Annotated in this window: 19 protein-coding genes; 9 read left to right on the forward strand and 10 right to left on the reverse strand. The window is 70.5% G+C overall.

Annotation, left to right across the window (positions count from 1 at the left end):
- From whiA to AS97_RS13700, 5 genes are all read right to left on the reverse strand, one after another.
- Entirely contained in the window at positions 1–990 is a 990-nt protein-coding gene (whiA, locus tag AS97_RS13680; RefSeq protein WP_059144929.1) for a DNA-binding protein WhiA, read from the reverse strand.
- Positions 981–2,000 carry a uridine diphosphate-N-acetylglucosamine-binding protein YvcK gene (yvcK, locus tag AS97_RS13685; protein WP_059144930.1) on the reverse strand — a complete coding sequence of 340 codons (1,020 nt, stop codon included), beginning with the start codon at positions 1,998–2,000 and terminating at the stop codon, positions 981–983. The genes whiA and yvcK overlap by 10 nt, the downstream gene beginning before the upstream one ends.
- Positions 1,997–2,932 (reverse strand): RNase adapter RapZ, encoded by a 936-nt coding sequence (gene rapZ, locus AS97_RS13690; RefSeq protein ID WP_059144931.1) that lies wholly within the window; start codon positions 2,930–2,932, stop codon positions 1,997–1,999. The genes yvcK and rapZ overlap by 4 nt, the downstream gene beginning before the upstream one ends.
- Positions 2,929–5,109, reverse strand: a complete 2,181-nt coding sequence (gene uvrC, locus AS97_RS13695) for an excinuclease ABC subunit UvrC (RefSeq protein ID WP_125756966.1) — start codon at positions 5,107–5,109, stop codon at positions 2,929–2,931. The genes rapZ and uvrC overlap by 4 nt, the downstream gene beginning before the upstream one ends.
- 184 nt (positions 5,110–5,293) lie before the next feature.
- On the reverse strand, positions 5,294–5,719 hold the full coding sequence (locus AS97_RS13700) for a Rieske (2Fe-2S) protein (protein WP_086707374.1): 426 nt from the start codon (positions 5,717–5,719) through the stop codon (positions 5,294–5,296).
- Between the two features lie 226 nt (positions 5,720–5,945).
- Here AS97_RS13700 and AS97_RS13705 point away from each other — a divergent pair, with 226 nt between their 5' ends.
- Both AS97_RS13705 and AS97_RS13710 read left to right on the forward strand, forming a co-directional pair.
- Positions 5,946–7,016 (forward strand): LacI family DNA-binding transcriptional regulator, encoded by a 1,071-nt coding sequence (locus tag AS97_RS13705; RefSeq protein WP_125756964.1) that lies wholly within the window; start codon positions 5,946–5,948, stop codon positions 7,014–7,016.
- Positions 7,013–7,963, forward strand: coding sequence for a carbohydrate kinase (locus AS97_RS13710; protein WP_086707379.1), 951 nt, complete (start codon positions 7,013–7,015; stop codon positions 7,961–7,963). The genes AS97_RS13705 and AS97_RS13710 overlap by 4 nt, the downstream gene beginning before the upstream one ends.
- A gap of 82 nt (positions 7,964–8,045) precedes the next feature.
- Here AS97_RS13710 and uvrA read toward each other — a convergent pair whose 3' ends face one another.
- Entirely contained in the window at positions 8,046–11,063 is a 3,018-nt protein-coding gene (uvrA, locus tag AS97_RS13715) for an excinuclease ABC subunit UvrA (RefSeq protein WP_086707381.1), read from the reverse strand.
- Between the two features lie 230 nt (positions 11,064–11,293).
- On the opposite strand from uvrA, the gene AS97_RS13720 reads away from it, so the two are divergent.
- The 3 genes from AS97_RS13720 to AS97_RS13730 all read left to right on the forward strand — a co-directional run bounded on the left by AS97_RS13720 (position 11,294) and on the right by AS97_RS13730 (position 14,128).
- The gene (locus AS97_RS13720) at positions 11,294–12,025 is read left to right on the forward strand and encodes a maleylpyruvate isomerase family mycothiol-dependent enzyme (protein ID WP_059144936.1); all 732 of its coding nucleotides are present in this window, start codon (positions 11,294–11,296) and stop codon (positions 12,023–12,025) included.
- Positions 12,026–12,029: 4 nt separating this feature from the next.
- Positions 12,030–12,686, forward strand: a complete 657-nt coding sequence (locus tag AS97_RS13725) for an MBL fold metallo-hydrolase (protein WP_059144937.1) — start codon at positions 12,030–12,032, stop codon at positions 12,684–12,686.
- Between the two features lie 131 nt (positions 12,687–12,817).
- On the forward strand, positions 12,818–14,128 hold the full coding sequence (locus tag AS97_RS13730; RefSeq protein WP_210567211.1) for an MFS transporter: 1,311 nt from the start codon (positions 12,818–12,820) through the stop codon (positions 14,126–14,128).
- Between the two features lie 91 nt (positions 14,129–14,219).
- On the opposite strand, the gene AS97_RS13735 is transcribed toward AS97_RS13730, so the two are convergent.
- From AS97_RS13735 to uvrB, 4 genes are all read right to left on the reverse strand, one after another.
- Positions 14,220–15,224 (reverse strand): TerC family protein, encoded by a 1,005-nt coding sequence (locus AS97_RS13735; protein ID WP_210564964.1) that lies wholly within the window; start codon positions 15,222–15,224, stop codon positions 14,220–14,222.
- 222 nt (positions 15,225–15,446) lie between these two features.
- Complete coding sequence (locus tag AS97_RS13740; RefSeq protein WP_210564965.1) at positions 15,447–17,417, reverse strand: TerD family protein; 1,971 nt, start codon at positions 17,415–17,417, stop codon at positions 15,447–15,449.
- 169 nt (positions 17,418–17,586) lie between these two features.
- Positions 17,587–18,165 carry a TerD family protein gene (locus AS97_RS13745; protein WP_014059893.1) on the reverse strand — a complete coding sequence of 193 codons (579 nt, stop codon included), beginning with the start codon at positions 18,163–18,165 and terminating at the stop codon, positions 17,587–17,589.
- 195 nt (positions 18,166–18,360) lie between these two features.
- Positions 18,361–20,499: an excinuclease ABC subunit UvrB gene (uvrB, locus tag AS97_RS13750; protein ID WP_125759771.1), complete on the reverse strand. Its 2,139-nt coding sequence runs from the start codon at positions 20,497–20,499 to the stop codon at positions 18,361–18,363.
- Positions 20,500–20,713: 214 nt separating this feature from the next.
- Between uvrB and AS97_RS13755 the strand changes: the two genes are divergently transcribed.
- The 4 genes from AS97_RS13755 (at position 20,714) to AS97_RS13770 (ending at position 24,004) form a co-directional block, all read left to right on the forward strand.
- Positions 20,714–21,598, forward strand: coding sequence for a glycerophosphodiester phosphodiesterase family protein (locus AS97_RS13755; protein ID WP_210564967.1), 885 nt, complete (start codon positions 20,714–20,716; stop codon positions 21,596–21,598).
- Between the two features lie 75 nt (positions 21,599–21,673).
- Positions 21,674–22,315, forward strand: coding sequence for a methylated-DNA--[protein]-cysteine S-methyltransferase (locus AS97_RS13760; protein ID WP_185930021.1), 642 nt, complete (start codon positions 21,674–21,676; stop codon positions 22,313–22,315).
- 342 nt (positions 22,316–22,657) lie between these two features.
- The gene (locus AS97_RS13765; protein WP_059144943.1) at positions 22,658–23,311 is read left to right on the forward strand and encodes a DUF4360 domain-containing protein; all 654 of its coding nucleotides are present in this window, start codon (positions 22,658–22,660) and stop codon (positions 23,309–23,311) included.
- 30 nt (positions 23,312–23,341) lie between these two features.
- Positions 23,342–24,004: a DUF4360 domain-containing protein gene (locus tag AS97_RS13770; RefSeq protein WP_059144944.1), complete on the forward strand. Its 663-nt coding sequence runs from the start codon at positions 23,342–23,344 to the stop codon at positions 24,002–24,004.
- The last annotated feature ends 19 nt before the right edge of the window (positions 24,005–24,023 follow it).

Raw genomic sequence — 24,023 nt, forward strand, 5'->3', positions numbered from 1 at the left:
TCAGCCGACCATGCCCTCGGCCATCTCCTCGGTGAGGCTGGACTCGGTGCCGGGGATGCCCAGGTCCTGGGCGCGCTTGTCGGCCATGGCCAGCAGCCGGCGAATGCGGCCCGCGACGGCGTCCTTGGTCAGCGGCGGGTCGGCGAGGGCGCCCAGCTCCTCCAGGGACGCCTGCTTGTGCTCCATGCGCAGCCGGCCGGCCGCGGCGAGGTGCTCGGGCACCTCGTCGGCCAGGATCTCCAGGGCGCGCTGCACCCGGGCCCCGGCGGCGACGGCGGCACGGGCCGAGCGGCGCAGATTGGCGTCGTCGAAGTTGGCGAGGCGGTTGGCGGTCGCCCGCACCTCGCGCCGCATCCGCCGCTCCTCCCAGGCGAGGACCGACTCATGTGCCCCCAGCCGCGTCAACAGCGCGCCAATGGCGTCACCGTCCCGGACGACCACCCGGTCCACCCCGCGCACCTCGCGCGCCTTGGCGGCGATCTGCAGTCGGCGGGCGGCGCCGACCAGCGCGAGCGCGGCCTCCGGGCCGGGGCAGGTCACCTCCAGGGAGGACGAGCGGCCGGGCTCGGTGAGCGAGCCATGGGCCAGGAAGGCACCGCGCCAGGCGGCCTCGGCGTCGCAGGTGGCGCCGGAGACGACCTGCGGCGGCAGTCCGCGGATCGGCCGGCCGCGGCCGTCGACCAGGCCGGTCTGCCGCGCCAGCTGGTCACCGCCCGCCACCACCCGCACCACGTACCTGCTGCCGCGGCGCAGCCCGCCGGGGGCCATCACCACCAGATCCGAGGAGTGGCCGAAGATCTCCAGGATGTCCTTGCGCACCCTGCGGGCCGCGATCCCGGTGTCCAGCTCCGCCTCGATCACGATGCGCCCGCTGACCAGGTGCAGCCCGCCCGCGAACCGCAGGATCGCCGAGACCTCCGCTTTCCGGCAGCAGGTCCGGGTGACGGGGAGCCGGGAGATTTCGTCCTTCACCGCTGCCGTCATCGCCATGGGCCGATCCTTCCATGCATCCGAAAAATACGGTCGTACGCGGCCGCCAGAAGCTCCGGGTCGTGCTTCGGGGCACCGTCGGTCGCGGCCACCGGCGCCAGCTCGACCGTGCCGCCCAGCCGCTTGGCCGCGTCGCACAGACTGCTCTGGTCGGGGACGGCGGCCTCATCGGCCAGCACCACGTCGAAGGCGAGTTTAGGGGCGTGTCGGGCCAAAACCTCCAAATGACGCTGCGGAGAGAAGCCATCGGTTTCTCCCGGCTGAGGGGCGAGGTTCAGTGACAGCACCCGCCGGGCCTTGGTCTCGGTGAGGGCCTGGAGCAGATCGGGGACCAGCAGATGCGGGATCACGGAGGAGAACCAGGAGCCGGGTCCCAGCACCACCCAGTCGGCGTCCATGACCGCTTCGACGGCCTCGGGCACGGCCGGCGGATCGTGCGGCACCAGATGGACCGACTGCACCTCGCCGCGGGTCAGCGCCACGGTGGCCTGCCCGGCGACGGTGGAGACCTCGTCCGGGCGCGCCGGGTCATGGCCCCGGACATACGCCTGGAGCTCCAGGGGGACGGCCGACATGGGCAGCACCCGGCCATGGGCGCCCAGCAGCTTGCCGACCAGGTCGAGCGCCTTCACATGGTCGCCCAGCTGCTCCCACAGGGCGACGATCAGCACATTGCCGACCGCGTGGCCGTGCAGCTCGCCCTCGCTGATGAAGCGGTGCTGGATGACCCGCGCCCAGGTCTGGCCCCAGTCGTCGTCGCCGCAGAGCGCGGCCAGGGCCTTGCGCAGATCGCCGGGCGGCAGCACGCCCAGCTCGTCGCGGAGCCGTCCGCTGGAGCCTCCGTCGTCGGCCACGGTGACGACGGCGGTGAGGTCGCCGGTGATCCGGCGCAGTGCGGCGAGCGACGCGGACAGGCCCATGCCGCCGCCGAGTGCGACGACCTTGGGCTGCGCGCTCCGGCTGGTCCGTGTTCCGACCAGCCGTCGCAGCCGCTTGGTACGAATGGTCACTCGCGCCCCATGTCCCGGTGGACGATGACGGTCTCCACTCCCTCGGCGGCCAGCCGCGGGGCGAGCCGCTCGGACATCGCCACACTGCGGTGCTTGCCGCCGGTGCAGCCGATGGCGATGGTCACATAGCGCTTGCCCTCGCGGCGGTAGCCCGCGGCGATGAGCTGGAGCAGCTCCGCGTAGCGGTCGAGGAACTCCTTGGCGCCGGGCTGGTTGAAGACGTAGCTGGAGACCTCCTCGTTGAGCCCGGTGAAGGGGCGCAGCTCGGGGACCCAGTGCGGATTGGGCAGGAAGCGGCAGTCCACCACCAGATCGGCGTCGACCGGCAGCCCGTACTTGTAGCCGAACGACATCACGGTGGCCCGCAGCTCGGGCTCCTCCTCGCCCGCGAACTGGGCGTCCATCTTGGCGCGCAGCTCATGCACGTTGAGGCTGGAGGTGTCGATCACCAGGTCGGCGTCGCCGCGCAGCTCGCGCAGCAGATCGCGCTCGGCGGCGATGCCGTCCACGATCCGGCCGTCGCCCTGGAGGGGGTGCGGGCGGCGCACCGACTCGAAGCGGCGCACCAGGGCCTCGTCGGACGCCTCCAGGAACAGCACGCGCCGCTTGACGCTCTTGGCGGCGAGATCGGCGAGGGACTCGCGGAGGTTGTCGAAGAAGCGGCGGCCGCGGACGTCCACCACCACGGCGATCCGGGCCACATTGCCCTGGGAGCGGGCGCCCAGGTCGACCATGGTGGGGATCAGCGCGGGCGGCAGGTTGTCCACGACGAACCAGCCGAGGTCCTCCAGACATTTGGCGGCGGTGCTGCGGCCCGCGCCCGACATTCCAGAGATGATCACCAGCTCGGGGATGGCCGCCGCCTCGGCGGGCTCGCCCGACGTGCCCGTATTCACCTGCGCTCCGTCTCCATGGTTCTCGTGCTCGGTCATGGTCTGGTCCCCCCGTTCGACGAGGACGCCGCACCGGCGGTCTCGTCCTCAATGATCTCTCCTGTGGCGGTGTTCACCGCGGGCGCGGCCGGGGCGGACCCGGCGAGCGCCGCGGCGACCGTCTCGGCCGTCTTACGACCGACGCCCGGGACCTCGCAGATCTGCTCGACCGTGGCGGCGCGCAGCCGCTTGACCGAGCCGAAGTGCTTCAGCAGGGCCTGCTTACGGCTGTCACCGAGGCCCGGAACGGTGTCCAGCGGCCCGGCCTTCATCGACTTGGCGCGCTTGCTGCGCTGGTAGGTGATGGCGAAGCGGTGGGCCTCGTCGCGGACCCGCTGGAGGAGGTAGAGCCCCTCGCTGCTGCGGGGCAGCACCACCGGGTCCTCCTCGTCCGGCAGCCACACCTCCTCGAGCCGCTTGGCGAGGCCGCAGACGGCGACATCGTCGACGCCCAGCTCGTCCAGGGCCCGCTGGGCTGCGGCCACCTGCGGCTTTCCACCGTCGACCACGACGAGCTGGGGCGGGTAGGCGAACCGCTTCGGCCTGCCCTCCTCGTCGATCGGGCCAGAGGGCCCCTCGGAAGGACTGTCGGAGGGACTGTCGAGGGCCTGCCCGGCGGGACCGCCGAGCGCCTGCCCCGCGGGTGCGGTGATGCCGGTGGTCGCTGTGTCCTCGGTGGCCCCGGCGGATTCCTGGGCCCCGGCGACTCCCGGAGTCACGGTGGCCTCCGGACCCCCACCGGCCCCGGTGGCCTGCTCCTCCCACTCCCCCGTCTTCTGCTTCTCCAGCAGATAGCGGCGGAAGCGGCGGCTGACGACCTCATGCATGGAGCGGACATCGTCCTGCCCGGCGAAGCTCTTGATCTGGAAACGGCGGTACTCACTCTTACGGGGGAGCCCGTCCTCGAAAACCACCATGGAGGCCACCACGTCATCTCCCTGCAGATGGGAGATGTCGAAGCACTCGACGCGCAGCGGGGCGGAGTCCAGTCCCAGGGCCTCGGCGATCTCCTCCAGCGCCCGGGAGCGCGTGGTGAGGTCGGAGGCGCGCTTGGTCTTGTGCAGCGCGAGCGCCTGCTGGGCGTTGCGCTGGACGGTCTGCATCAGGTCCTTCTTGTCGCCGCGCTGCGGGATGCGCAGATCGACCAGGGAGCCCCTGCGCTCGGTGAGCCACTGGGTGACCGGCTCGGCCGGGTCCGGCACGGCGGGCACCAGGACCTCCTTGGGGACGGCGTCGCCGCGCTCCTCCCCGTAGAGCTGCTGCAGGGCGTGCTCGACCAGCCCGGCGGTGTCGACGGCCTCGACCTTGTCGGTCACCCAGCCGCGCTGACCGCGCACCCGGCCGCCGCGCACATGGAAGATCTGGACGGCGGCCTCCAGCTCGTCCTCGGCGACCGCTATCAGATCGGCGTCGGTGGCGTCGGCGAGAACCACCGCGTTCTTCTCCATGGCGCGCTTGAGCGCCCCTATGTCGTCGCGGAGCCGGGCCGCCTTCTCGTACTCCATGTCCTCGGCGGCCTCGTGCATCCGCTGCTCCAGGCGGCGCAGATAGGTGCCGGTGCGGCCGGCCATGAAGTCGCAGAACTCCTCGGCGAGTTCGCGGTGCTCCTCGGCGGTGACACGGCCGACACAGGGGGCCGAGCATTTGCCGATATAGCCGAGCAGACAGGGGCGGCCGATCTGGGCGGAGCGCTTGAACACCCCGGCGGAGCAGGTCCGGACGGGGAACACGCGCAGCATCAGGTCGACGGTCTCGCGGATGGCCCAGGCGTGGCCGTAGGGGCCGAAGTAACGCACGCCCTTCTTCTTGGCGCCGCGCATCACCTGGACCCGGGGGAACTCCTCGTTCAGGGTCACGGCGAGGGAGGGGTAGCTCTTGTCGTCGCGGTACTTGACGTTGAACCGGGGGTCGAACTCCTTGATCCAGGAGTACTCGAGCTGCAGGGCCTCGACCTCGGTGGAGACCACGGTCCACTCCACGGCGGCGGCCGTGGTGACCATGGTCCGGGTGCGCGGGTGGAGGTTCGCCAGGTCCTGGAAGTACGACGAGAGCCGCGGGCGCAGGCTCTTCGCCTTTCCTACGTAGATCACCCGGCCGTGCTCATCACGGAACTTGTAGACCCCCGGCGACTCGGGGATCTGTCCCGGCTTGGGGCGGTAGCTGCTCGGGTCGGCCATGGTCACCACCCTACTTGCGGGGAGTGACACATCCGGGCCCTCCGGAGGTGGTCGGCTGAGGTCCAGTGGATTTGGGGATTCCGCGGCCGCTCGGACGCGCGCCGGGCGCCCGTCCAGGCGCCGGGCCCGTCCAGGCGTCCGGCTCCGCTCTGGCGTCGGAGCCCGTCCAGGCGTCCCGCTCCGCTCAGGCGTCGGGGCCCGCCACGAGCCGTCCGCCCTCGGCGGTGACCGGGACCGACGGCAGCGGCTTCTCCGCGGGGCCCTGGAGGACCTTGCCGGTCCGGGCGTCGAACTGGCTGCCGTGGCAGGGGCAGTTGATCTTGCCGTCCTCGACGCTGTCGACAACGCATCCGGCGTGGGTGCACACCGCGCTGAACGCCGTGAACTCGCCCTTGGCGGGCTGGGCGACCACCACCCGCTGCTCGCGGTAGATCTTGGCGCCGCCGACCGGGACGACACCGGCCGAGCCGAGTTCGACGGGGGCGGTGGGCGTCGAGGATGTTTTCCGGCCCGAACCGTCCGGGGAGCAGGCAGCCGCCCCGAGCCCGGCGGCTCCGGCCAGCGCGGCGCAGCACAGCACGGTTCGGCGGGACGCGGGCTGGCTGGGCATATACGGCTCCTGGAGGTGTGAAGGGCCTCCGACCATACCGGCACAGACCCCTCCGCTCGCTGCCGCCTCCCGGGGAGGACGTAAACGCTTGCGCAAACGTTTACGCCGGACCGTGGATGCGATACGTTACGTGCCCCCAGGGCCCGGTGGCCCCCATGAATCCGGTGGCCCCAGGAATCCGGTGCCCCGCCGGCCCGACGACCCTCGACGCGGAGGACCGCAGCGGATGGCAACCATGGTCGACGTCGCCCGGCGTGCCGGGGTGTCCGTGGCCACCGTCTCGCATGTGCTCAACGAGACCCGGCCGGTCCGTCCGGACACCCGTAAGGCCGTGCTGGACGCCATCGACGACCTCGAGTACATCCCCAATACGCTGGCGCGCTCCCTGGTGACCGCGCGCACCCGCTCGATCGGGCTCGCCGTCTCGGCGATCAGCAATCCGTACTTCACCGAGATCCTCCAGGGCGTCGAGTCCAGCGCCCTGGAGCAGGGGTACGGGCTGCTGATCGCCGATCCGCATGACGATCCCGAGCATGAGCGCAAGGTCGTCCGGCTGCTCCACGAACGGCGGGTGGACGGCGTGATCGTCGCCCCGTCGGCCGAGCCGGCCGGGCTGCTGGAATATCTGGCCGGCCGCAAGATCCCCGCCGTCTTCCTCGACCGGCTGGTGGGCGACGCCCATGATCAGGTGTGCGCCGAGAACACCCGCCCCGTCGAACAGCTGGTCCAGCACCTCGCCGGCCTCGGCCACACCCGCATCGGACTGGTCGCGGGGCTGCCGGGGCTGAGCACCACCACCGAGCGGATCGCGGGCTACCGGGCCGGGCTGGAGCGGCACGGGCTGCCGTTCCGCCCCGGGCTGCTGGCCGAGGGCCACTCCGAGGCACGGGGCGCGGAGGACGCCGTCCACCGGCTGCTGGCCTCCTCCGAGCCGCCCACCGCGATCATCACCGCCAACAACGCGATGACCATCGGCGCGCTGCGCGCCCTGCGCACGGCGGGCCTGAGCGTGCCGGACGATCTCGCCCTCGTCTGCTTCGACGACTTCTCCTGGGCGGATGTCTTCTCCCCCGGGCTCACCGCGATCTCCCAGCCCAGCCGGGAGGTCGGCGCCACCGCCGTCCGGCTGCTGCTCGACCGGCTGGAGAACCCGGGGCGGCCGCCGCGCACCGTCCGGCTGCCCTGCGCCTTCGTCCACCGCACCTCCTGCGGCTGTGTGGCCGAAGCCCCCGACCGATCGCTCGACCGCCCGCTCCCCGGAACCCCCGGACTCGCCGGAAAGGACCCCCTCTCGTGATCGTCGTCGCCGGAGAAGCCCTGATCGACCTCGTGCCCGAGCGCACGTCGAGCGCCGCTGCGGGCGACCGGCTGCCCGCGCTGCGTCCGGCGCGCGGCGGCGGCCCGTACAACACCGCGCTGGCGCTGGGGCGGCTCGGCTCGCCCACCGCGTTCTGCTCGCGGGTCTCCACGGACGGCTTCGGGGAGGCGCTGCTGGAGGGGTTGCGGAAGGACGGCGTGGACACCGCGCTGGTGCAGCGCGGCCAGGAGCCCACGACCCTCGCCGTCGCCTCCATCGGGTCCGATGGCTCGGCCGGATACGGCTTCTATGTGCAGGGCACCGCGGATCGGCTCTTCACCCTGCCGCCGTCCCTTCCCGAGGGGGTGAGCGCGCTGTCGCTGGGCACCTGCTCGCTGGTGCTGGAGCCGGGCGCGAGCGCGTATGAGGAACTGCTGCGGCGCGAGGCCGCGAGCGGTGTCTTCACCACGCTGGACCCCAATATCCGCACCGGGCTGATCCCCGACGCCGACGCCTACCGGGCCCGTTTCCAGGGCTGGCTGCCCCATGTCGGCCTGCTGAAGCTGTCCATAGAGGACGCGCGGTGGCTGGCCGGCTCGGAGGACGCGGACGATGTCGAGACGGCCGTGGGCGAGTGGCTGGCGGCGGGCCCGGCGGCCGTGGTGCTCACCCATGGCGGGGAGGGGCTGAGCGTACGGCGCCAGAACGGCTCCGTGCTCTCGGTGCCGGGCGAGCGGGTGGACATCGTGGACACCATCGGGGCGGGCGACACCGTGAACGCCGCGCTGCTGCACCGGCTGGCGGGGCACCAGGCGCTGTCGGCGCCCGGGCTGGCCAAGCTGGACGAGGCGGCCTGGCGGGATGTGCTGGGCTTCGCCGCCCGCGCCGCCGCGATCACCTGCTCCCGCGCGGGCGCGGAGCCGCCCTACGCGGCCGAGCTGGCCTGACCCGCTCCGCGGCACGCTACGCCACGCCGCGCCCGGTCGATCCGGGCGCGGCGTGGCGTATGGCAAGCGCGGAGGCCGGGGGCTACTTGGCGGCCGTCCGCTTGGACGCGGCCGTGGACTTGGCCGCCGCCTTCTTGGCCACGGTCTTCTTCGCCGCGGTCTTCTTGGCCGCCGTGCTCTTGGCGGCGGCCTTCTTGGCGGTCGCCTTCTTGGCGGTCGCGCCACCGTTGCGCGCGGCGGGCACCGTCGCGTCGCTCACCCAGTCGCCCAGCATGTCGCGCAGGAACTTCCCGGTGTGGCTGGCCGGGACCGAGGCCACTTCCTCCGGGGTGCCCTCGGCGATCACCAGACCGCCGCCGCTGCCACCCTCGGGGCCCATGTCCACGACCCAGTCGGCCGTCTTGATCACATCGAGGTTGTGCTCGATGACGATCACGGTGTTGCCCTTGTCGACCAGCCCGGAGAGCACGCTGATCAGCTTGCTGATGTCCTCGAAGTGCAGACCGGTGGTCGGCTCGTCCAGGACGTACACCGTGCGGCCGGTGGACCGCTTCTGCAGCTCGCTCGCCAGCTTGACGCGCTGGGCCTCACCGCCGGACAGGGTCGGCGCGGGCTGCCCGAGCCGGACATAGCCCAGCCCGACCTCGTTGAGCGTGCGCAGATGACGGGCGATGGTGGGCACCGCCTCGAAGAAGTCCAGGGCCTCCTCGATGGGCATGTCCAGCACCTCGGCGATGGACTTGCCCTTGTAGTGCACCTCCAGGGTCTCCCGGTTGTAACGCGCGCCGTGGCAGACCTCGCACGGCACATACACATCCGGCAGGAAGTTCATCTCGATCTTGATGGTGCCGTCACCGGAGCAGTTCTCGCAGCGGCCGCCCTTGACGTTGAAGGAGAACCGCCCGGGCTGGTACCCGCGGACCTTGGCCTCCATCGTCTCCGCGAACAGCTTGCGCACATGGTCGAAGACGCCGGTGTACGTCGCCGGGTTGGACCGCGGGGTGCGACCGATGGGCGACTGGTCGACATGGACCACCTTGTCGACGAGATCGTCGCCGGCGACCCGGGTGTGCCGCCCCGGCACCGCCCGCGCGCCGTTCAGCTCGCGGGCCAGATGGGTGTAGAGGATGTCGTTGACCAGCGTGGACTTACCCGATCCGGAGACACCGGTGACGGCGGTGAGCACCCCCAGCGGGAAGGACACGTCGATGTCCTGGAGGTTGTTCTCCCGGGCGCCGTGGACCGTCAGATGCCGCTTGGGGTCCACGGCCCGGCGCGCCGACGGCAGCGGGATGGCCCTCTTACCGGACAGGTAGTGACCGGTCACCGAATCCTCGTTGACCAGCAGCTCGCTCAGCGGTCCGCTGTGCACCACCTTGCCGCCGTGCTCGCCCGCGCCCGGGCCGATGTCCACCACCCAGTCCGAGGTCTTGATGGTGTCCTCGTCGTGCTCCACGACGATCAGGGTGTTGCCGAGGTCGCGCAGCCGCACCAGCGTCTCGATCAGCCGGTGGTTGTCGCGCTGGTGCAGGCCGATGGACGGCTCGTCCAGCACGTACAGCACGCCGACCAGACCGGAGCCGATCTGGGTGGCCAGCCGGATGCGCTGGGCCTCGCCGCCGGAGAGGGTGCCCGCGGCGCGGTTGAGCGAGAGGTAGTCCAGGCCGACGTCGACCAGGAACCTCAGCCGCTCGTTGACCTCCTTGAGGACCCGCTCGGCGATGGTCTTCTCGCGCGGGCTCAGCTCCATGGCGCGCAGGAACTCGGCGCATTCACTGATCGACATCGCCGAGACATCCGCGATGGACTTGTCCTGCACGGTGACCGCGAGAACGATCGGCTTGAGGCGGGTGCCCTCACACGTGGGGCAGGGCACCTCGCGCATATAGCCCTCGAACCGCTCCCGGCTGGCGTCGCTCTCCGCCTCCGAGTGGCGCCGCTTCACATAGGGCACCGCGCCCTCGAAGGCCGTGGTGTACGCCCGCTGGCGGCCGTAGCGATTGCGGTAGCGGACCTCGATCTGGGTCCGGTGGCCGTTGAGGAGCGCCTTCTTGGCACGCTGCGGCAGCCCGGCCCAGGGGATGTCCGTACGGAAGCCGAGCGCATCGGCGAGCGCGCCGACCAGCCGCCCGAAGTAGTCCTTGGTGTGGCCGTGGGACCAGGGGTGGATGGCGCCCTCGTCGAGCGACTTCTCCTCGTCCGGGATGATCAGCTCGGGGTCGACCTCCATCCGGGTGCCGATGCCGGTGCAGTCCGGGCAGGCGCCGAAGGGCGAGTTGAAGGAGAAGGTGCGCGGCTCCAGCTCCTCGAAGGACAGGTCGTCGTACGGGCAGTACAGATGCTCGGAGAACATCCGCTCCCGCTGCGGGTCGTCCTCGTCGAGGTCGACGAAGTCGAGGATCACCATGCCGCCGGAGAGGCCGAGCGCGGTCTCCACCGAGTCGGTCAGCCGGCGCTTGGCGCTGTCCTTGACGGTGAGGCGGTCGATGACCACCTCGATGGTGTGCTTCTCCTGCTTCTTCAGCTTCGGCGGGTCGGACAGCTGGATCGTGGCGCCGTCCACCCGGGCGCGGCTGTAGCCCTTGGTCTGGAGATCGGAGAAGAGGTCGACGAACTCCCCCTTGCGCTCGCGCACCAGCGGGGAGAGCACCTGGAAGCGGCTGCCCTCCGGGAGCTCCAGCACCCGGTCCACGATCGCCTGCGGCGACTGGCGGGCGATCGGACGGCCGCACTCGGGGCAGTGCGGCTTGCCGATGCGGGCGAACAACAGCCGGAGGTAGTCATAGACCTCGGTGATGGTGCCGACCGTCGAGCGCGGATTCCGCGAGGTCGATTTCTGGTCGATCGACACCGCGGGGGACAGGCCCTCGATGAAGTCCACATCGGGCTTGTCCATCTGCCCCAGGAACTGGCGGGCGTAGGAGGAGAGCGACTCGACGTAGCGGCGCTGCCCCTCGGCGAAGATCGTGTCGAACGCGAGGGACGACTTGCCCGACCCGGACAGCCCGGTGAAGACGATGAGCGAGTCGCGAGGAAGGTCGAGTGAGACGTTCTTGAGGTTGTGCTCGCGAGCGCCACGAACGATGAGACGGTCGGCCACGCCGGTCGGCACCTTTCTTGAGAGAGACGGGGTGCGCCGAGCCCGCTCGCCGGGGCGGCCCTGCCGGACGGAGCAGAGGCGGAGCGGAGCGAAACCCCCAACCCAGGGTATGGGGGCACGACGACGATGTCTTAAGGATGCAGCACACCGAGCCTATAGCACGCACATTCGATTTGCGGGCGGCGGGAGCCGACTTCACCCGATCGTGTGGTGCGGACTACGGTCGGGTCATGACCGACTACCTCATGGACGCCCTCGCCGTACAGGAGGCGACGGACCGGCTGCTGACCGCCGTCGCCGCTCTCGACGACGCGTCCCTCGTGAGCCCTTCGAAGCTCCCCGGCTGGAGCCGCGGCCACGTCCTGGCCCACCTGGCCCGCAACGCGGACGCCCTGGTGAACCTGCTCACCTGGGCCCGGACCGGCCAGGAGACTCCGATGTACGCCGACGCCCAGACGCGCGACGCCGAGATCCTGCGCGACGCCGCCCGGCCGCTCGCCGTCCACCTGGACGACCTGCGCACCAGCGCGACCCGCTTCGACGCGGCGGTCACCGCACTGCCCCCGGAACGCCTTCCGTACGAGGTGACCCTGCGCAACGGGGCCCGGGAGTCGGCAGCCAGGCTGCCACTGCGCCGCCTCGCCGAGGTCGAGCTGCATCATGTCGATCTCGGTATCGGCTACACCGTGGCGGATCTGCCCGCCACCTTCGTCGAGAGCCAGCTCTCCGGGCTCATCCATACAAGGTTCGCCGGGCGCCCGGATATTCCCCCGCTGCGGCTGGCCACCGGGCCCGGTGAAGGGGACGTCCGGCACACCGGCCGCCCCGCCGCCCCCGGGGAGTCCCCGGTCACCGTCACCGGCTCCCCCGCCGCCCTGCTGGGCTGGCTCACCGGCCGTACGGACGGCTCCGGCCTCTCCTGCCCGAACGGCCCCTTGCCCGTCCTCCCCGCACTAGGCTGAGGCCATGACCTACAGCGGAGTAGTGACGGTCGGTGGACCGGCGGACGTGCACGAACTGCCCGATCTGATGATCTCGAAGGTCGCGGTCGGCCCCATGAACAACAACGCGTATCTGCTGCGCTGCCGGGCCACCGACGAGCAACTCCTGATCGACGCCGCCGCCGAGCCGCACACCCTGCTCTCCCTGATCGGCGAGAGCGGCATCGCCTCCGTCGTCACCACCCACCGCCACCAGGACCACTGGAGCGCGCTGCGCGAGGTGGTGGAGGCCACCGGCGCCCGCACCTACGCGGGCCAGTACGACGCCGAGGGCATCCCGGTGCCGACCGATGTGCCGGTCGCGGACGGCGACACGGTGCGGGTCGGCCGGGTCGAGCTGACCGCGCGCCATCTGGTCGGCCACACGCCCGGCAGCATCGCCCTGGTGTACAACGACCCGCACGGCCATGCGCATGTGTTCACCGGCGACTGCCTCTTCCCGGGCGGCGTGGGCAACACATGGAAGGACTCCAAGGCGTTCGAGAGCCTGATCAACGACGTCGAGACCAAGCTCTTCGACCAGCTTTCGGACGAGACCTGGGTCTATCCCGGCCACGGCGACGACACCACGCTCGGCGCCGAGCGCCCGCACCTCGGGGAGTGGCGCGAGCGCGGCTGGTAGCCGCGCCGGCGGTACGCGCGGCTCGTAGCGGCGCACACACCGCCCCAGAGCGCCGCGCGCCTCCGTACGCCCCGTGACCCCCGGCGGGCCATGGCGGTTGTCGCGTCATGCACCATGACCGCTCCCCGTCCATGGCCCGCCTCGCCGCCGCGTCCCTGGCCGGCACCGCGATCGAGTTCTACGACTTCTTCGTCTACGGCACGGCCGCCGCGCTCGTCCTCGGCCCGCTGTTCTTCCCCACCTTCTCGCCGCTGGCCGGCACCCTCGCGGCCTTCGGCACCTTCGCCGTCGGCTTCGTCTCCCGGCCCCTGGGCTCGATGCTCTTCGGGCCCATCGGCGACCGCCACGGGCGCCGGCCGGTGCTCATCGCCTCCCTGCTGCTCACCGGCGTCGCGACCATCGCCGTGGGCTTCGTCCCGACCTACGACTCGATCGGCATCGCCGCCCCCGTCCTGCTGCTCGTGCTGCGCTTTCTGCAGGGGCTGGGGCTCGGCGGCGAATGGGGCGGCGCGGTGCTGCTGACCGCCGAGCACGCGCCCGCGGGGCGGCGCGGGCTGTGGTCGGGCTTTCCGCAGGTCGGCCCGGCCATCGGCTTTCTGCTGGCCAACGGCACGATGCTGGCCCTGTCGGCCACGCTGAGCGATGCCGAGTTCCGGTCCTGGGGGTGGCGGGTGCCGTTCTGGGGCGCGGGGCTGCTGGCGGGGGCCGGGCTGCTGCTGCGGGCCCAGCTCACCGAGTCCCCGCGGTTCCGGGAGCTGGCCGAGCTCGGCGACCGGGCCACCGCGCCGCTGGCCGAGGTGGTGCGCGGCCACTGGCGGCTGGTCCTGCTGACCGCGGGCGGGCTCGCGGTGGGCTATGCCGTCTTCTACGCGGTCACGACCTGGTCCCTGGCATACGGCACGGAGCGGCTCGGTGTCGCCCGCACCACCCTGCTGGGCTGCATCATGGCGGCCGTGGCGGTCATGGGCGCCCTGACGCCGCTGGCGGCCCATCTCGGTGACCGCTTCGGGCGGCGGCCGCTGTGCCTGGTGGGCTGCGTGGCGACCGTGGTGTGGATGTTCCCGCTGGTCGCGCTGTTGCGCACCGGTGAGCCGCCGTTGATGTTCCTCGGCTTCCTGGGCGCGCTGCTCGCCTTCATCACCATGTTCGCCGTGACCTCGGCGTATCTGCCCGAGCTGTTCGAGGCGCGGGTGCGCTGCACGGGAGCGGCGCTCGGCTACAACCTCGCGGGCGTCCTGGGCGGGGCGCTCACGCCGATCGTCGCGACGGCGATGTCGCACGGGGACGGCCCGCCCTGGGGCGTCGCCGCGTATCTGACCGCCGCCGCGCTGCTGAGCCTGGGCTGCTTCGCCCTGCTGCCGGAGACACGGCCGACGGCCGACCGTCCGGATGGTGGACGATCGGCCGTGCGGCCTCTGGAGGCCGGGGAGGCGGCCGTGTGAGCCGTCTCCCGGATCCGGGACGCGGACAGTCGCCGCGCGCCTTCTGACGCTGTCGGGCGTGTCAGGGCGGTGACGCCGCGGAAAGACACCGTCAGACGTCGACGCTGTCCTTGTCCCGGGCCCGGTCCTCCTCGCTTCCCGCCTCCGCCAGGGCCTGTTTCTTCGAGGCGTAGAGACTGGTGACCGTCGTGACGGCGAGCACCGCGCAGATGACGCCGAGCGAGACGGGGATGCTGATCTCCGGGACATGCACCCCGGCCTCGTGCAGGGCATGCAGCACCAGCTTGACGCCGATGAAGCCGAGGATGATCGACAGCCCGTACGAGAGGTGGACCAGCTTCTTGAGCAGGCCGCCGATCAGGAAGTACAGCTGGCGCAGACCCATCAGCGCGAAGGCGTTGGCGGTGAAGACGATGTACGGGTCCTGGGTGAGGCCGAAGATCGCGGGTATCGAGTCCAGCGCGAACAGGACGTCCGTGGTGCCGATCGCCAGCATGACGATCAGCATCGGGGTCATCAGCCGCTTACCGTTCTCCATGATGAACAGCTTGGTGCCGTGGTACTGGTCGGTGGACGGGAACCGCTTCTCGACCGCCTTGAGCAGCCGGTTCTCCTCGAACTCCTCTTCCTCCTCATCGGCCCGCGCCTCCTGGACGAGCTTCCACGCCGTCCAGATGAGGAAGGCGCCGAAGATGAAGAAGACCCAGGAGAAGGTCGAGACGATCGCGGCGCCGGCGGCGATGAAGACCGCACGCAGCACGAGGGCGATGAGCACGCCCACCATGAGCACGCGCTGCTGGTAGATCGTCGGCACGGCGAACTTCGCCATGATCAGGACGAAGACGAAGAGGTTGTCGACGCTCAGCGACTTCTCGGTGATGAAGCCCGCGAAGAACTCACCGGAGGGCCGGCCGCCCGCGAAGACCAGCAGCCCGAGCCCGAAGAGCGCGGCGAGCGCGACCCAGACGGCGGTCCAGATCCCGGCCTCCTTGATGGAGACCTCATGCGGTTTGCGGCCGCCTATGAAGAAGTCGGCGGCGATGAGGGCGCAGAGACCGACGATGGTCAGACTCCACATGGTCACGGAAACGTCCACAGTTCCTCCGGCATTCGTACGGCAATCTCAGCGTCGTCGCTGCCGGAGGTCTCTTCCGCCCGTGGACCGCGCCACGGACCGGCGCCCCGGGACTCCGTCCGGCCTCCTGGGGCCGGACGGAATCCGTGGTGACGGGAACACCGCTACAGGAGTACTCCCCTCCGCGTATACGAGGGTACAGGAATTCCCATGGAAGAGTAAAGAGATGGATAAAAGCGCAGGTCAGTTGCCATATGACGGGCGGGCCCTGGCAGCCTTCAGAGCCTTCGCGGCCCGCCCCGCCTCCCCGAGCACCTGATCCAGCACCCGGCTGCCCCGCGGCACCATCGACGGCTCGTACGTCCACGCATGGCCCACCCAGGGGTCGGCGAGGTGGTCGTCGGCGACCGGGGTGAGCCGCAGCAGCGACCGCCACAGCGGGTCCAGCACCGGGCCGTAGGCCCGCGCGTCCTCACGGTCGGCGACCATCATCAGATGCACGCCCACAGCGGGCCCCTCGTCCGCCAGATAGCGCAGCTGGGTGACGGCCCGGTCGTCGAAACCGTGCGGGAAGTCGTGGACGATCAGCAGCTGCTCGGCGGTGTCCAGATCGGGCGGCAGCGCGTCCGTGGCACCGCTGCGGACCGCCATCTGCACCAGGTCGACGCGCCGGGTCAGGGCGGCCAGCACCGAGGAGACCCCCTGGGCTCCGGCCGCCGGCGGCTCGGCCAGCGCGCCCGACCCCACCAGCGGGGCGAACGAGCCCGCGGCCGAACCCGCCGGATCGATCACATGCACCGCGATCTCCCCCGCCGGATAGACGGCCAGCAGCCGCGCGGCGATGGCGACCGCCGCGTCCGCGGCCAGCCTGCGCAGCTCACCGGAGTCGGCCGGCCCCTCGTCGAACCCGCCCGAACGCCCCGCGTCGATCCACAGCCCCCGCTCCAGCGGCAGCCGCACCAGCATGGGGATGCGCAGGTCGGTGCGTTCCGGGAGGTGCAGATCGCCCACGCGCAGGGCCATCGGGATCTCCATCGGCACCTGGTACGCCTGCCACACCGGGCTGTCCCAGCGGGCGTAGGCGGGCGGCAGCGCGGGCTCCACCACCTCGGCCTCGGCAGTGAGCTGCGCCAGATCGCGGTCGAGGGCGGCACGGGCCTGCTCGACGAGGTCGGCGTGCTTGGCGCGGGCGTCGGCGCGGGCGGAATCGGCGGCCGGGCCCACCCTGGTGCGCGGGTCGGAGAGCACCCGGTCCAGCTCCTGCTCCATCCGGGACTCGGCGAAGTCCACGGCGCTGCGGTAGGCCGCGGTCGTCCGGGCCAGGTCCTCGAACATCCCCCAGACCTGGTTGTAGAGCCGCTCGTCCATGGTCCAGCCGGAGGCGTCGCCCGCGACCGGCTGGGCGGGCTGTCCGGGTGCGGCGGGCGGCGCGGTGGGCGCGGGGGTGGGCGGCGCGGCCGTACGGCGGGCCGGGTGCTCGTAGTTGACCGGCCCTCCGGTGGCGGGCGCGCCCTGGGGCTGCTGCGGGGTCTGCGGCTGGACGGGGGCCGGGTCGGCGCCGACGCCCGTAGTGGCCGCCGGGTCGGCGCCGACGCCCGCGGCGGACGTGCGCACCCGGCCGTCGCCCTCCGAGCGGGGCGGGGGCTGGGCGACCGAGCGGGCCATGCCCCGCACCACCGCCTCGTTGATCCGCGCCGCGAGGTCGGTGGCCTCCGCCAGCCCCTGGTCGTGCAGCATGGCGGCCAGCCCGCCCGCGTATCCCTGGCCGACGGCGCGCACCTTCCAGGCGCCCTGCCTGCGGTAGAGCTCCAGGGCGGTCACCGCGGACTCCGAGTCCAGATCGGTGATGGTGTAGCCGGCGATCTCGGTGCCGTCGAGGCCGGTGACGGCGACGAACGGCGCGGCCATGACGCCGAATCGGGCCGGGCCGCCGACGCCGGCCGGCAGCGCGAGCAGCACGGTGACCCGGTGGATGTGGTCGGGCATCGCGTCGAGGTCGACGGCGAGCCGGTGGTCGGCCGCCGCCTGTTTGGGCACCTCTATCCCGGCCAGCTGGGGCGAGGCGGGGTGCGCGACCCATTCGGCGCCGTGCACCGTGCCCCGCTCATCGCCGAGTGTCGCCCCGGCCACGATCGGATTGCCCGCAGAGATCCGGATCTCCAAACGGGTCTGGGGCAGGGGGTGGTTCTGCCCTCGGACCAGCTCGGCCGTCATGGCTGCGTCCCCTCGTTGTATTCCGCTGATGCCGTATGGGTGCGGTGAGCGCGTCGGCCCGGCGAGCTGTGCTCCACCGGGCCGACGCGCTCATCCGGGCGGTTCGCCTCCGGGGCGGATCCGCTGGTCGACGTGTCCGCCGCTCGTCCGAGCGGCGGATACAGCCGTTCTACAGATGCGGCACGATGTGCGGCATCAGGTCCTGGAAGGTGCGGCCGTTGGCCGGCTCGCCGACCGCCTTCATCTGCCAGGCGCCGCCCGCGCGCTGGACCGTGGCCATGATCTGGGCGGTGTACTGCCCGCCGCCGGTGAGGGTGTAGCGGGCGAGCTCCTGCCCGTTGGTCTCGTCCACCAGCCGGCAGAACGCGTTCTGCACCTCGGCGAAGGTCTGGCCGGTGAAGGAGTTCACCGTGAAGACGATCTGGTCGATGTGGACGGGCACCCGCTGCAGATCGACCAGGATCGCCTCGTCGTCGCCGCCCTGTCCGGCACCGCCCACGAGATTGTCACCGGTGTGGCGGACCGAGCCGTCGTCGCTGACCAGATGGCGGAAGAAGACGACATCGGTCGGCTGCTTGTCGGCGAAGAGGACGGCCGACGCATCGAGGTCGATCTCCCTCGTACGGGAGCCGAACAGTCCGCGGCGGGGCGCCGCCTGCCAGCCCAGCCCCATCCGCACCGCGGTCAGGGCGCCCCCGTCGGCCTTCTGCAGGCTGATGGCCTGTCCCTTGGACATGTTGACCGTCACGCGCTGTCCCTACTCTCGTCTCTCGATTCCCCGTGGCCGCCGTGGGTGTGCGGCCATGGCCGCGCCGTATGCACGGCCCTTCGAAAACCCTATGCACTGCCGCCAAGGCTCCGGCCGGACGAGCGGGCTTTTGTGTCGGTCTTGCAACACAGCGAAGGTGCGGGCGCCCCGGCGAAGACCCGGGGCGCCCGGCCGTCAGGAGACTCCCGCCTCCCTCATCTGCCGCAGCTCCTTCTTCAACTCCGACACCTCGTCGCGCAGTCGCGCCGCCACCTCGAACTGGAGCTCCGCCGCCGCGGCCCGCATGCGGTCGGTCATCTCCTCGATCTGCTCGGCGAGCTCGGCCGCGGGCCGGTCGGTCAGCACCTCTTCCTTGGCCTTGCCCTTGGCGGCCTTGCCGCCCTTGGCCGCCCTACCGCCGGGAGCCGGGACGGGGGTCTTCGCGTCCTTGCCGTCCTTCAGCTTGCGGTAGCCGGTGCCGAGCAGCTGCTCGGTGTCCACGTCCTCGCGGGCGATCTGGGCCACGATGTCGTTGATCTTCTTGCGCAGCGGCTGCGGATCGATCTTGTTCGCCTTGTTGTACGCGATCTGCTTCTCGCGGCGGCGGTTGGTCTCGTCGATGGCCTTCTCCATCGCCGGGGTGACCTTGTCGGCGTACATATGCACCTGGCCCGACACGTTACGAGCGGCACGGCCGATGGTCTGGATCAGCGAGGTGCCCGAGCGCAGGAAGCCCTCCTTGTCGGCGTCGAGGATGGCGACCAGGGAGACCTCCGGAAGGTCGAGACCCTCGCGCAGCAGGTTGATGCCGACCAGCACGTCGAACTCACCGGCGCGCAGCTCGCGCAGCAGCTCGACCCGGCGCAGGGTGTCCACATCGCTGTGCAGATAGCGCACCTGGATGCCGAGCTCGAGCATGTAGTCGGTCAGGTCCTCGGCCATCTTCTTGGTGAGGGTGGTGACCAGGACGCGCTCGTCCTTCTCGGTGCGGGTGCGGATCTCATGGATGAGATCGTCGATCTGGCCCTCGGTCGGCTTGACGACGACCTCGGGGTCGATCAGGCCGGTCGGGCGGATGATCTGCTCCACGAAGCCATCGCCCCGGGAGAGCTCGAACGGGCCCGGGGTCGCGGAGAGATAGACCGTCTGGCCGACGCGCTTCAAGAACTCCTCCCACTTCAGCGGGCGGTTGTCGAGCGCGGAGGGAAGCCGGAAGCCGTGCTCGATCAGGGTCCGCTTACGGGAGGCGTCGCCCTCGTACATCGCGCCGATCTGCGGCACCGTGACATGCGACTCGTCGATGACCAGGAGGAAGTCCTCCGGGAAGTAGTCCAGCAGGGTGTGCGGCGGGGAGCCGGTCTCACGGCCGTCGATGTGCAGCGAGTAGTTCTCGATGCCCGAGCAGGTGCCGATCTGGCGCATCATCTCGATGTCGTAGGTGGTGCGCATCCGCAGCCGCTGGGCCTCCAGCAGCTTCCCCTGCTTCTCCAGCCGGGCCAGGGTCTCCGTGAGCTCGGCCTCGATCCCGGCGATGGCCTTCTCCATGCGCTCGGGCCCGGCCACATAGTGGCTGGCCGGGAAGACATACAGCTCCCGGTCCTCGCTGATCACCTCGCCGGTGAGCGGGTGGAGCGTGGAGAGCGCCTCGATCTCGTCGCCGAACATCTCGATGCGGACCGCGAGCTCCTCGTAGACCGGGAAGATCTCGATGGTGTCGCCGCGGACCCGGAAGGTGCCCCGGGTGAACGCCATGTCATTACGGGCGTACTGAATGTCGACAAAGCGACGCAGCAGCTGATCGCGGTCGATCTCCTCGCCGACCTTCAGCGGCACCATGCGGTCCACGTACTCCTGCGGCGTACCGAGGCCGTAGATGCAGGAGACGGATGCCACCACGACCACATCACGCCGGGTGAGCAGCGAATTCGTGGCCGAGTGGCGCAGCCGCTCCACCTCCTCGTTGATAGAGGAGTCCTTCTCGATATAGGTGTCCGACTGCGGGACGTACGCCTCGGGCTGGTAGTAGTCGTAGTACGAGACGAAGTACTCGACCGCGTTGTTCGGCAGCAGCTCGCGGAACTCATTGGCGAGCTGGGCGGCCAGCGTCTTGTTCGGAGCCATGACCAGCGTGGGGCGCTGAAGCTTCTCGATCATCCAGGCGGTGGTCGCCGACTTACCGGTGCCGGTCGCGCCGAGCAGCACGACATCCTTCTCACCAGCGCGGACGCGCCGCTCGAGGTCGGCGATGGCGGTGGGCTGGTCACCGCTGGGCTGATAGGAGCTGACGACCTCGAAGGGCGCCACCTTGCGTTCGAGCTGAGTTACGGGCCGCATGAGACCAACCGTACGACTCGCCACTGACAACGGCGGGGCGTTCCCGTGCGCGGCCCGCCCCCGGCCCTCCGGCCGGATTCAGACGATCATGCGCATGATGTCGCCCGTGGCACGAATTTTCCGCCCATCCGATATCTATCCTCCGCTACCGCGCATCTGGGACCCTCTGCCCGTCCATGAGTCAGACGAGAGTCAGACGACGCGAGGAGTCCGTATGCAGATCCGCCCGGCCGCCGCGTTAACCGGCGCGCTCATCGGGATGTCCGCGCTCTTCCTCCCCACGGCCACGGCGACCGCCCAGCCCGCCGGCCAGACGCACCACCACACGGTCACCGTGGCCCATCGCGGTGCCTCCGCCTACGCCCCCGAGAACACCCTGGCCGCCGTCGACGCCGCCGACGACCTGGGCATCGACTGGGTGGAGAACGACGTCCAGCGCACCAGGGACGGCGAGCTGATCGTGATGCACGACACCACGCTGAGCCGGACCACCGACGTCGAGCAGGTGTTCCCGGACCGGGCGCCCTGGAACATCTCCGACTTCACCCTCGACGAGATCGAGAAGCTCGACGCCGGAGGCTGGTTCGGCGCCGAGTTCAAGGGCGAGACGGTGCCGACCCTGGAGGAGTACATGGACCGGGTTTCGGACAATCATCAAAAGCTCCTGATGGAGCTCAAGGCCCCTGAGCGCTATCCCGGGATCGAACGCCAGACGCTGCGGGAGCTGCGCAGAGAGGGCTGGCTGGATCAACGGCACAAGCGCCGGCTGATCATCCAGAGCTTCAGCGCCGACTCCGTGCGGACGGTCCACGGGCTGCGGCCGGACGTCAAGACCGGCTTCCTCGGCACCCCGGCCGTCGCCGACCTGCCGGAGTACGCCGAGTTCACCGACCAGATCAACCCCAGCTACACCACCATCGACGCCGGCTATGTGGCCGCGGTGCGGTCGGTGGACGGGGCGCACGGCAAGCCGCTGGAGGTCTACACCTGGACCGTCAACAACGGCCCGTCGGCGGTCTCGGTCGCGGGCATGGGCGTGAACGGCATCATCACCAACAAGCCCGATGTGATCCGGGACGCCCTCGACGACGCCTCGTGATCCACGGCTCCTGAACGAGGCGCCCCGCCGGCCGACCGGCGGGGCGCTGTCGGTGGCGGGTTCTACGCTGAGGGCGTGACGATCGCGGAGCGGCAGACACAGCGGGACCCGCGCGAGGGGCCGGAGCGGCGGGATGCGCGCGCCTGGGCCTGGGCGGTCCCGGCCACGCCCATCGGCCCGCTGCTGCTCGCGGCCACGGACGAGGGGCTGGTCCAGGTGGTCTTCCACGCGGAGGAGAAGATGGCGGCCGAGGCCGTCGCCAGGCTCATCCGCCGCCTGGGCACCGAGCCCACGCCCACGCCCGTGCCCTCCCCGGCCTCCGGCACCGCGGCCGCCCCGGCGGCGCCTCGCTGCGCCGAGCATCTCGCCGAGGCGGTCCGGCAGGTGGAAAGCTATTTCGCCGAGGACACCAAGGCGTTCACCCTCGCCCTGGACTGGTCCCTGACCACCGGCTTCAACCGCCGGGTGCTGCGCGAGCTGGCCGCCCATGTTCCGTACGGCACGGTCGTCGGCTATCAGGACCTCGCCGACCGGGTGGGTGAGCCGGGCGCGGCCCGTGCCGTCGGCGTGGCCATGGGGAGCAATCCGCTGCCGGTCGTGGTGCCCTGCCACCGGGTGGTCGAGAGCGGCGGGGGCATCGGCGGCTTCGGCGGCGGGCTGGAGACCAAGCGCTCCCTGCTCGCACTGGAAGGCGTTCTTCCGCGACCGCTCTTCTGAATCGTTCTTCCCGGCCGGGACGGAAATATCTTGTTCCGGAATTCCTCGGCCGTCTTGTGGCGCCTGCCTATCACCCCTATCTTAGGAGCGCCCATCGCCCTGGCATTCCGTCACCTGCCGGGCATGGGGCTCTCATTGCGTTCGGCCGTACGAACCGTACCGCGCGATAACGCTCTTCCCCGCTCTTCTGCTCTTCAGCTCTTGCGCTGTTCCTCGTCCCATCGATCTTCCGCTCCACCCGCTCCTGCGGTTCCCCCTGCCCTATCCGCATGTCCTGTTCTTCCCGCTCCTTGGAAATTCACCGCTCAACTACGTCCCCACAAGTGATCGAATTGGAGAGCCATGTCCGGTGTTCTGCTCGCGGGCGGCGTGGCCGCGACGCTATTCGCCTCGGCCCTTTCCACCCACGGTGTTTCCTCGGCTCCTGACGCGCCGCCGGAAAAGATCCAGATAAGCGTCAAGACGGTGAACGGCTCGGGCTGCCCCAAGGGCACCACCGCCGTGGCCACCGCCGCCGACAACTCGGCCTTCACCGTGACCTACAGCGACTATCTCGCCCAGGTGGGCCCCGGCGCGGATCCGACCGACATCCGTAAGAACTGCCAGCTCAGCCTCGGCGTGCATGTGCCGCAGGGATTCACCTACGCCATCGCCCAGGTCGACTACCGGGGTTATGGCTACCTCGAAAAGGGCGCCAAGGGCACCGAGAAGGCGAGCTACTACTTCCAGGGCTCGGCGGACACCACGTCACGGACCCATGAATTCAGCGGTCCGTACAACGACAACTGGCAGACCACCGACAGCACGGACTACAGCGCCCTGGTGTGGGCCCCCTGCGGCCAGGACCGCAACTTCAACGTCAACACCGAGCTGCGGGTCAGCGCCGGCACCTCCTCTTCGGGCAGCACCAGCTTCATGGCCATGGACTCGACGGACGGCGGCGTCAGCACCATTTACCACCTCGCCTGGAAGGAATGCCCCTCCGCCGTCCAGTAGCACGGTAAATCCACCATCGAATGGAGAATCATGCCCGGTGTTCTGTACGCAGGCGGCGTGGTCGCGGCGTTATTCGCCTCGACGCTCACTTCCCAGGCATATGCGCAACCCCCGTTCGACACCGTGCCACCCGACAAGATCGTGATCACGGTCGCGACCGTGAATGGATCAGGCTGCCCGGCGGGCACCGCGGCGATCGCCGTCTCCCCCGACAACACCGCCTTCACCGTGACCTACAGCGAGTATCTCGCCCAGGTGGGCAAGGGAGCCAAGCCGACGGACTTCAGAAAGAACTGTCAGCTGAGTCTGGTCACGCATGTGCCACAGGGCTTCTCCTACGCCATCGCCAGTGTCGACTACCGTGGTTTCGCCCATCTGGAAAAGGGCGCGTCCGCCACGCAGAAAGCCTCGTACTACTTCCAGGGGCAGTCGCAGACCTCGTCCAACTCGCATGAGTTCGCCGGTTCCTACGACGACAACTGGCAGGTCACCGACACGGCCGATATCGCGACCGTGGTGTGGTCGCCCTGCGGTGAACTCCGCAACTTCAACATCAACACCGAGTTGCGGGCCAACGCCGGAACGTCCAACACCAAGGAAACGACCAGCTTCATCGCGATGGACTCGACCGACGGCGATGTGAGCACCACCTATCACTTCGCCTGGAAGGAATGCCCGCCGGGCAAGGAGTGACCTTCCGCGCACCACCCCG

The organism is Streptomyces sp. AgN23, from assembly GCF_001598115.1.
Classification (GTDB): domain Bacteria; phylum Actinomycetota; class Actinomycetes; order Streptomycetales; family Streptomycetaceae; genus Streptomyces; species Streptomyces antimycoticus.

What these genes read in the sequence shown, in the direction of transcription:
- whiA (WP_059144929.1), bottom strand. Translation starts at nt 990, where the DNA reads ATGGCGATGACGGCAGCGGTGAAGGACGAAATCTCCCGGCTCCCCGTC.
- rapZ (WP_059144931.1), bottom strand. Translation starts at nt 2,932, where the DNA reads ATGACCGAGCACGAGAACCATGGAGACGGAGCGCAGGTGAATACGGGC.
- uvrC (WP_125756966.1), bottom strand. Translation starts at nt 5,109, where the DNA reads ATGGCCGACCCGAGCAGCTACCGCCCCAAGCCGGGACAGATCCCCGAG.
- AS97_RS13700 (WP_086707374.1), bottom strand. Translation starts at nt 5,719, where the DNA reads ATGCCCAGCCAGCCCGCGTCCCGCCGAACCGTGCTGTGCTGCGCCGCG.
- AS97_RS13705 (WP_125756964.1), top strand. Translation starts at nt 5,946, where the DNA reads ATGGCAACCATGGTCGACGTCGCCCGGCGTGCCGGGGTGTCCGTGGCC.
- AS97_RS13720 (WP_059144936.1), top strand. Translation starts at nt 11,294, where the DNA reads ATGACCGACTACCTCATGGACGCCCTCGCCGTACAGGAGGCGACGGAC.
- AS97_RS13725 (WP_059144937.1), top strand. Translation starts at nt 12,030, where the DNA reads ATGACCTACAGCGGAGTAGTGACGGTCGGTGGACCGGCGGACGTGCAC.
- AS97_RS13730 (WP_210567211.1), top strand. Translation starts at nt 12,818, where the DNA reads ATGGCCCGCCTCGCCGCCGCGTCCCTGGCCGGCACCGCGATCGAGTTC.
- AS97_RS13740 (WP_210564965.1), bottom strand. Translation starts at nt 17,417, where the DNA reads ATGACGGCCGAGCTGGTCCGAGGGCAGAACCACCCCCTGCCCCAGACC.
- uvrB (WP_125759771.1), bottom strand. Translation starts at nt 20,499, where the DNA reads ATGCGGCCCGTAACTCAGCTCGAACGCAAGGTGGCGCCCTTCGAGGTC.
- AS97_RS13755 (WP_210564967.1), top strand. Translation starts at nt 20,714, where the DNA reads ATGCAGATCCGCCCGGCCGCCGCGTTAACCGGCGCGCTCATCGGGATG.
- AS97_RS13765 (WP_059144943.1), top strand. Translation starts at nt 22,658, where the DNA reads ATGTCCGGTGTTCTGCTCGCGGGCGGCGTGGCCGCGACGCTATTCGCC.
- AS97_RS13770 (WP_059144944.1), top strand. Translation starts at nt 23,342, where the DNA reads ATGCCCGGTGTTCTGTACGCAGGCGGCGTGGTCGCGGCGTTATTCGCC.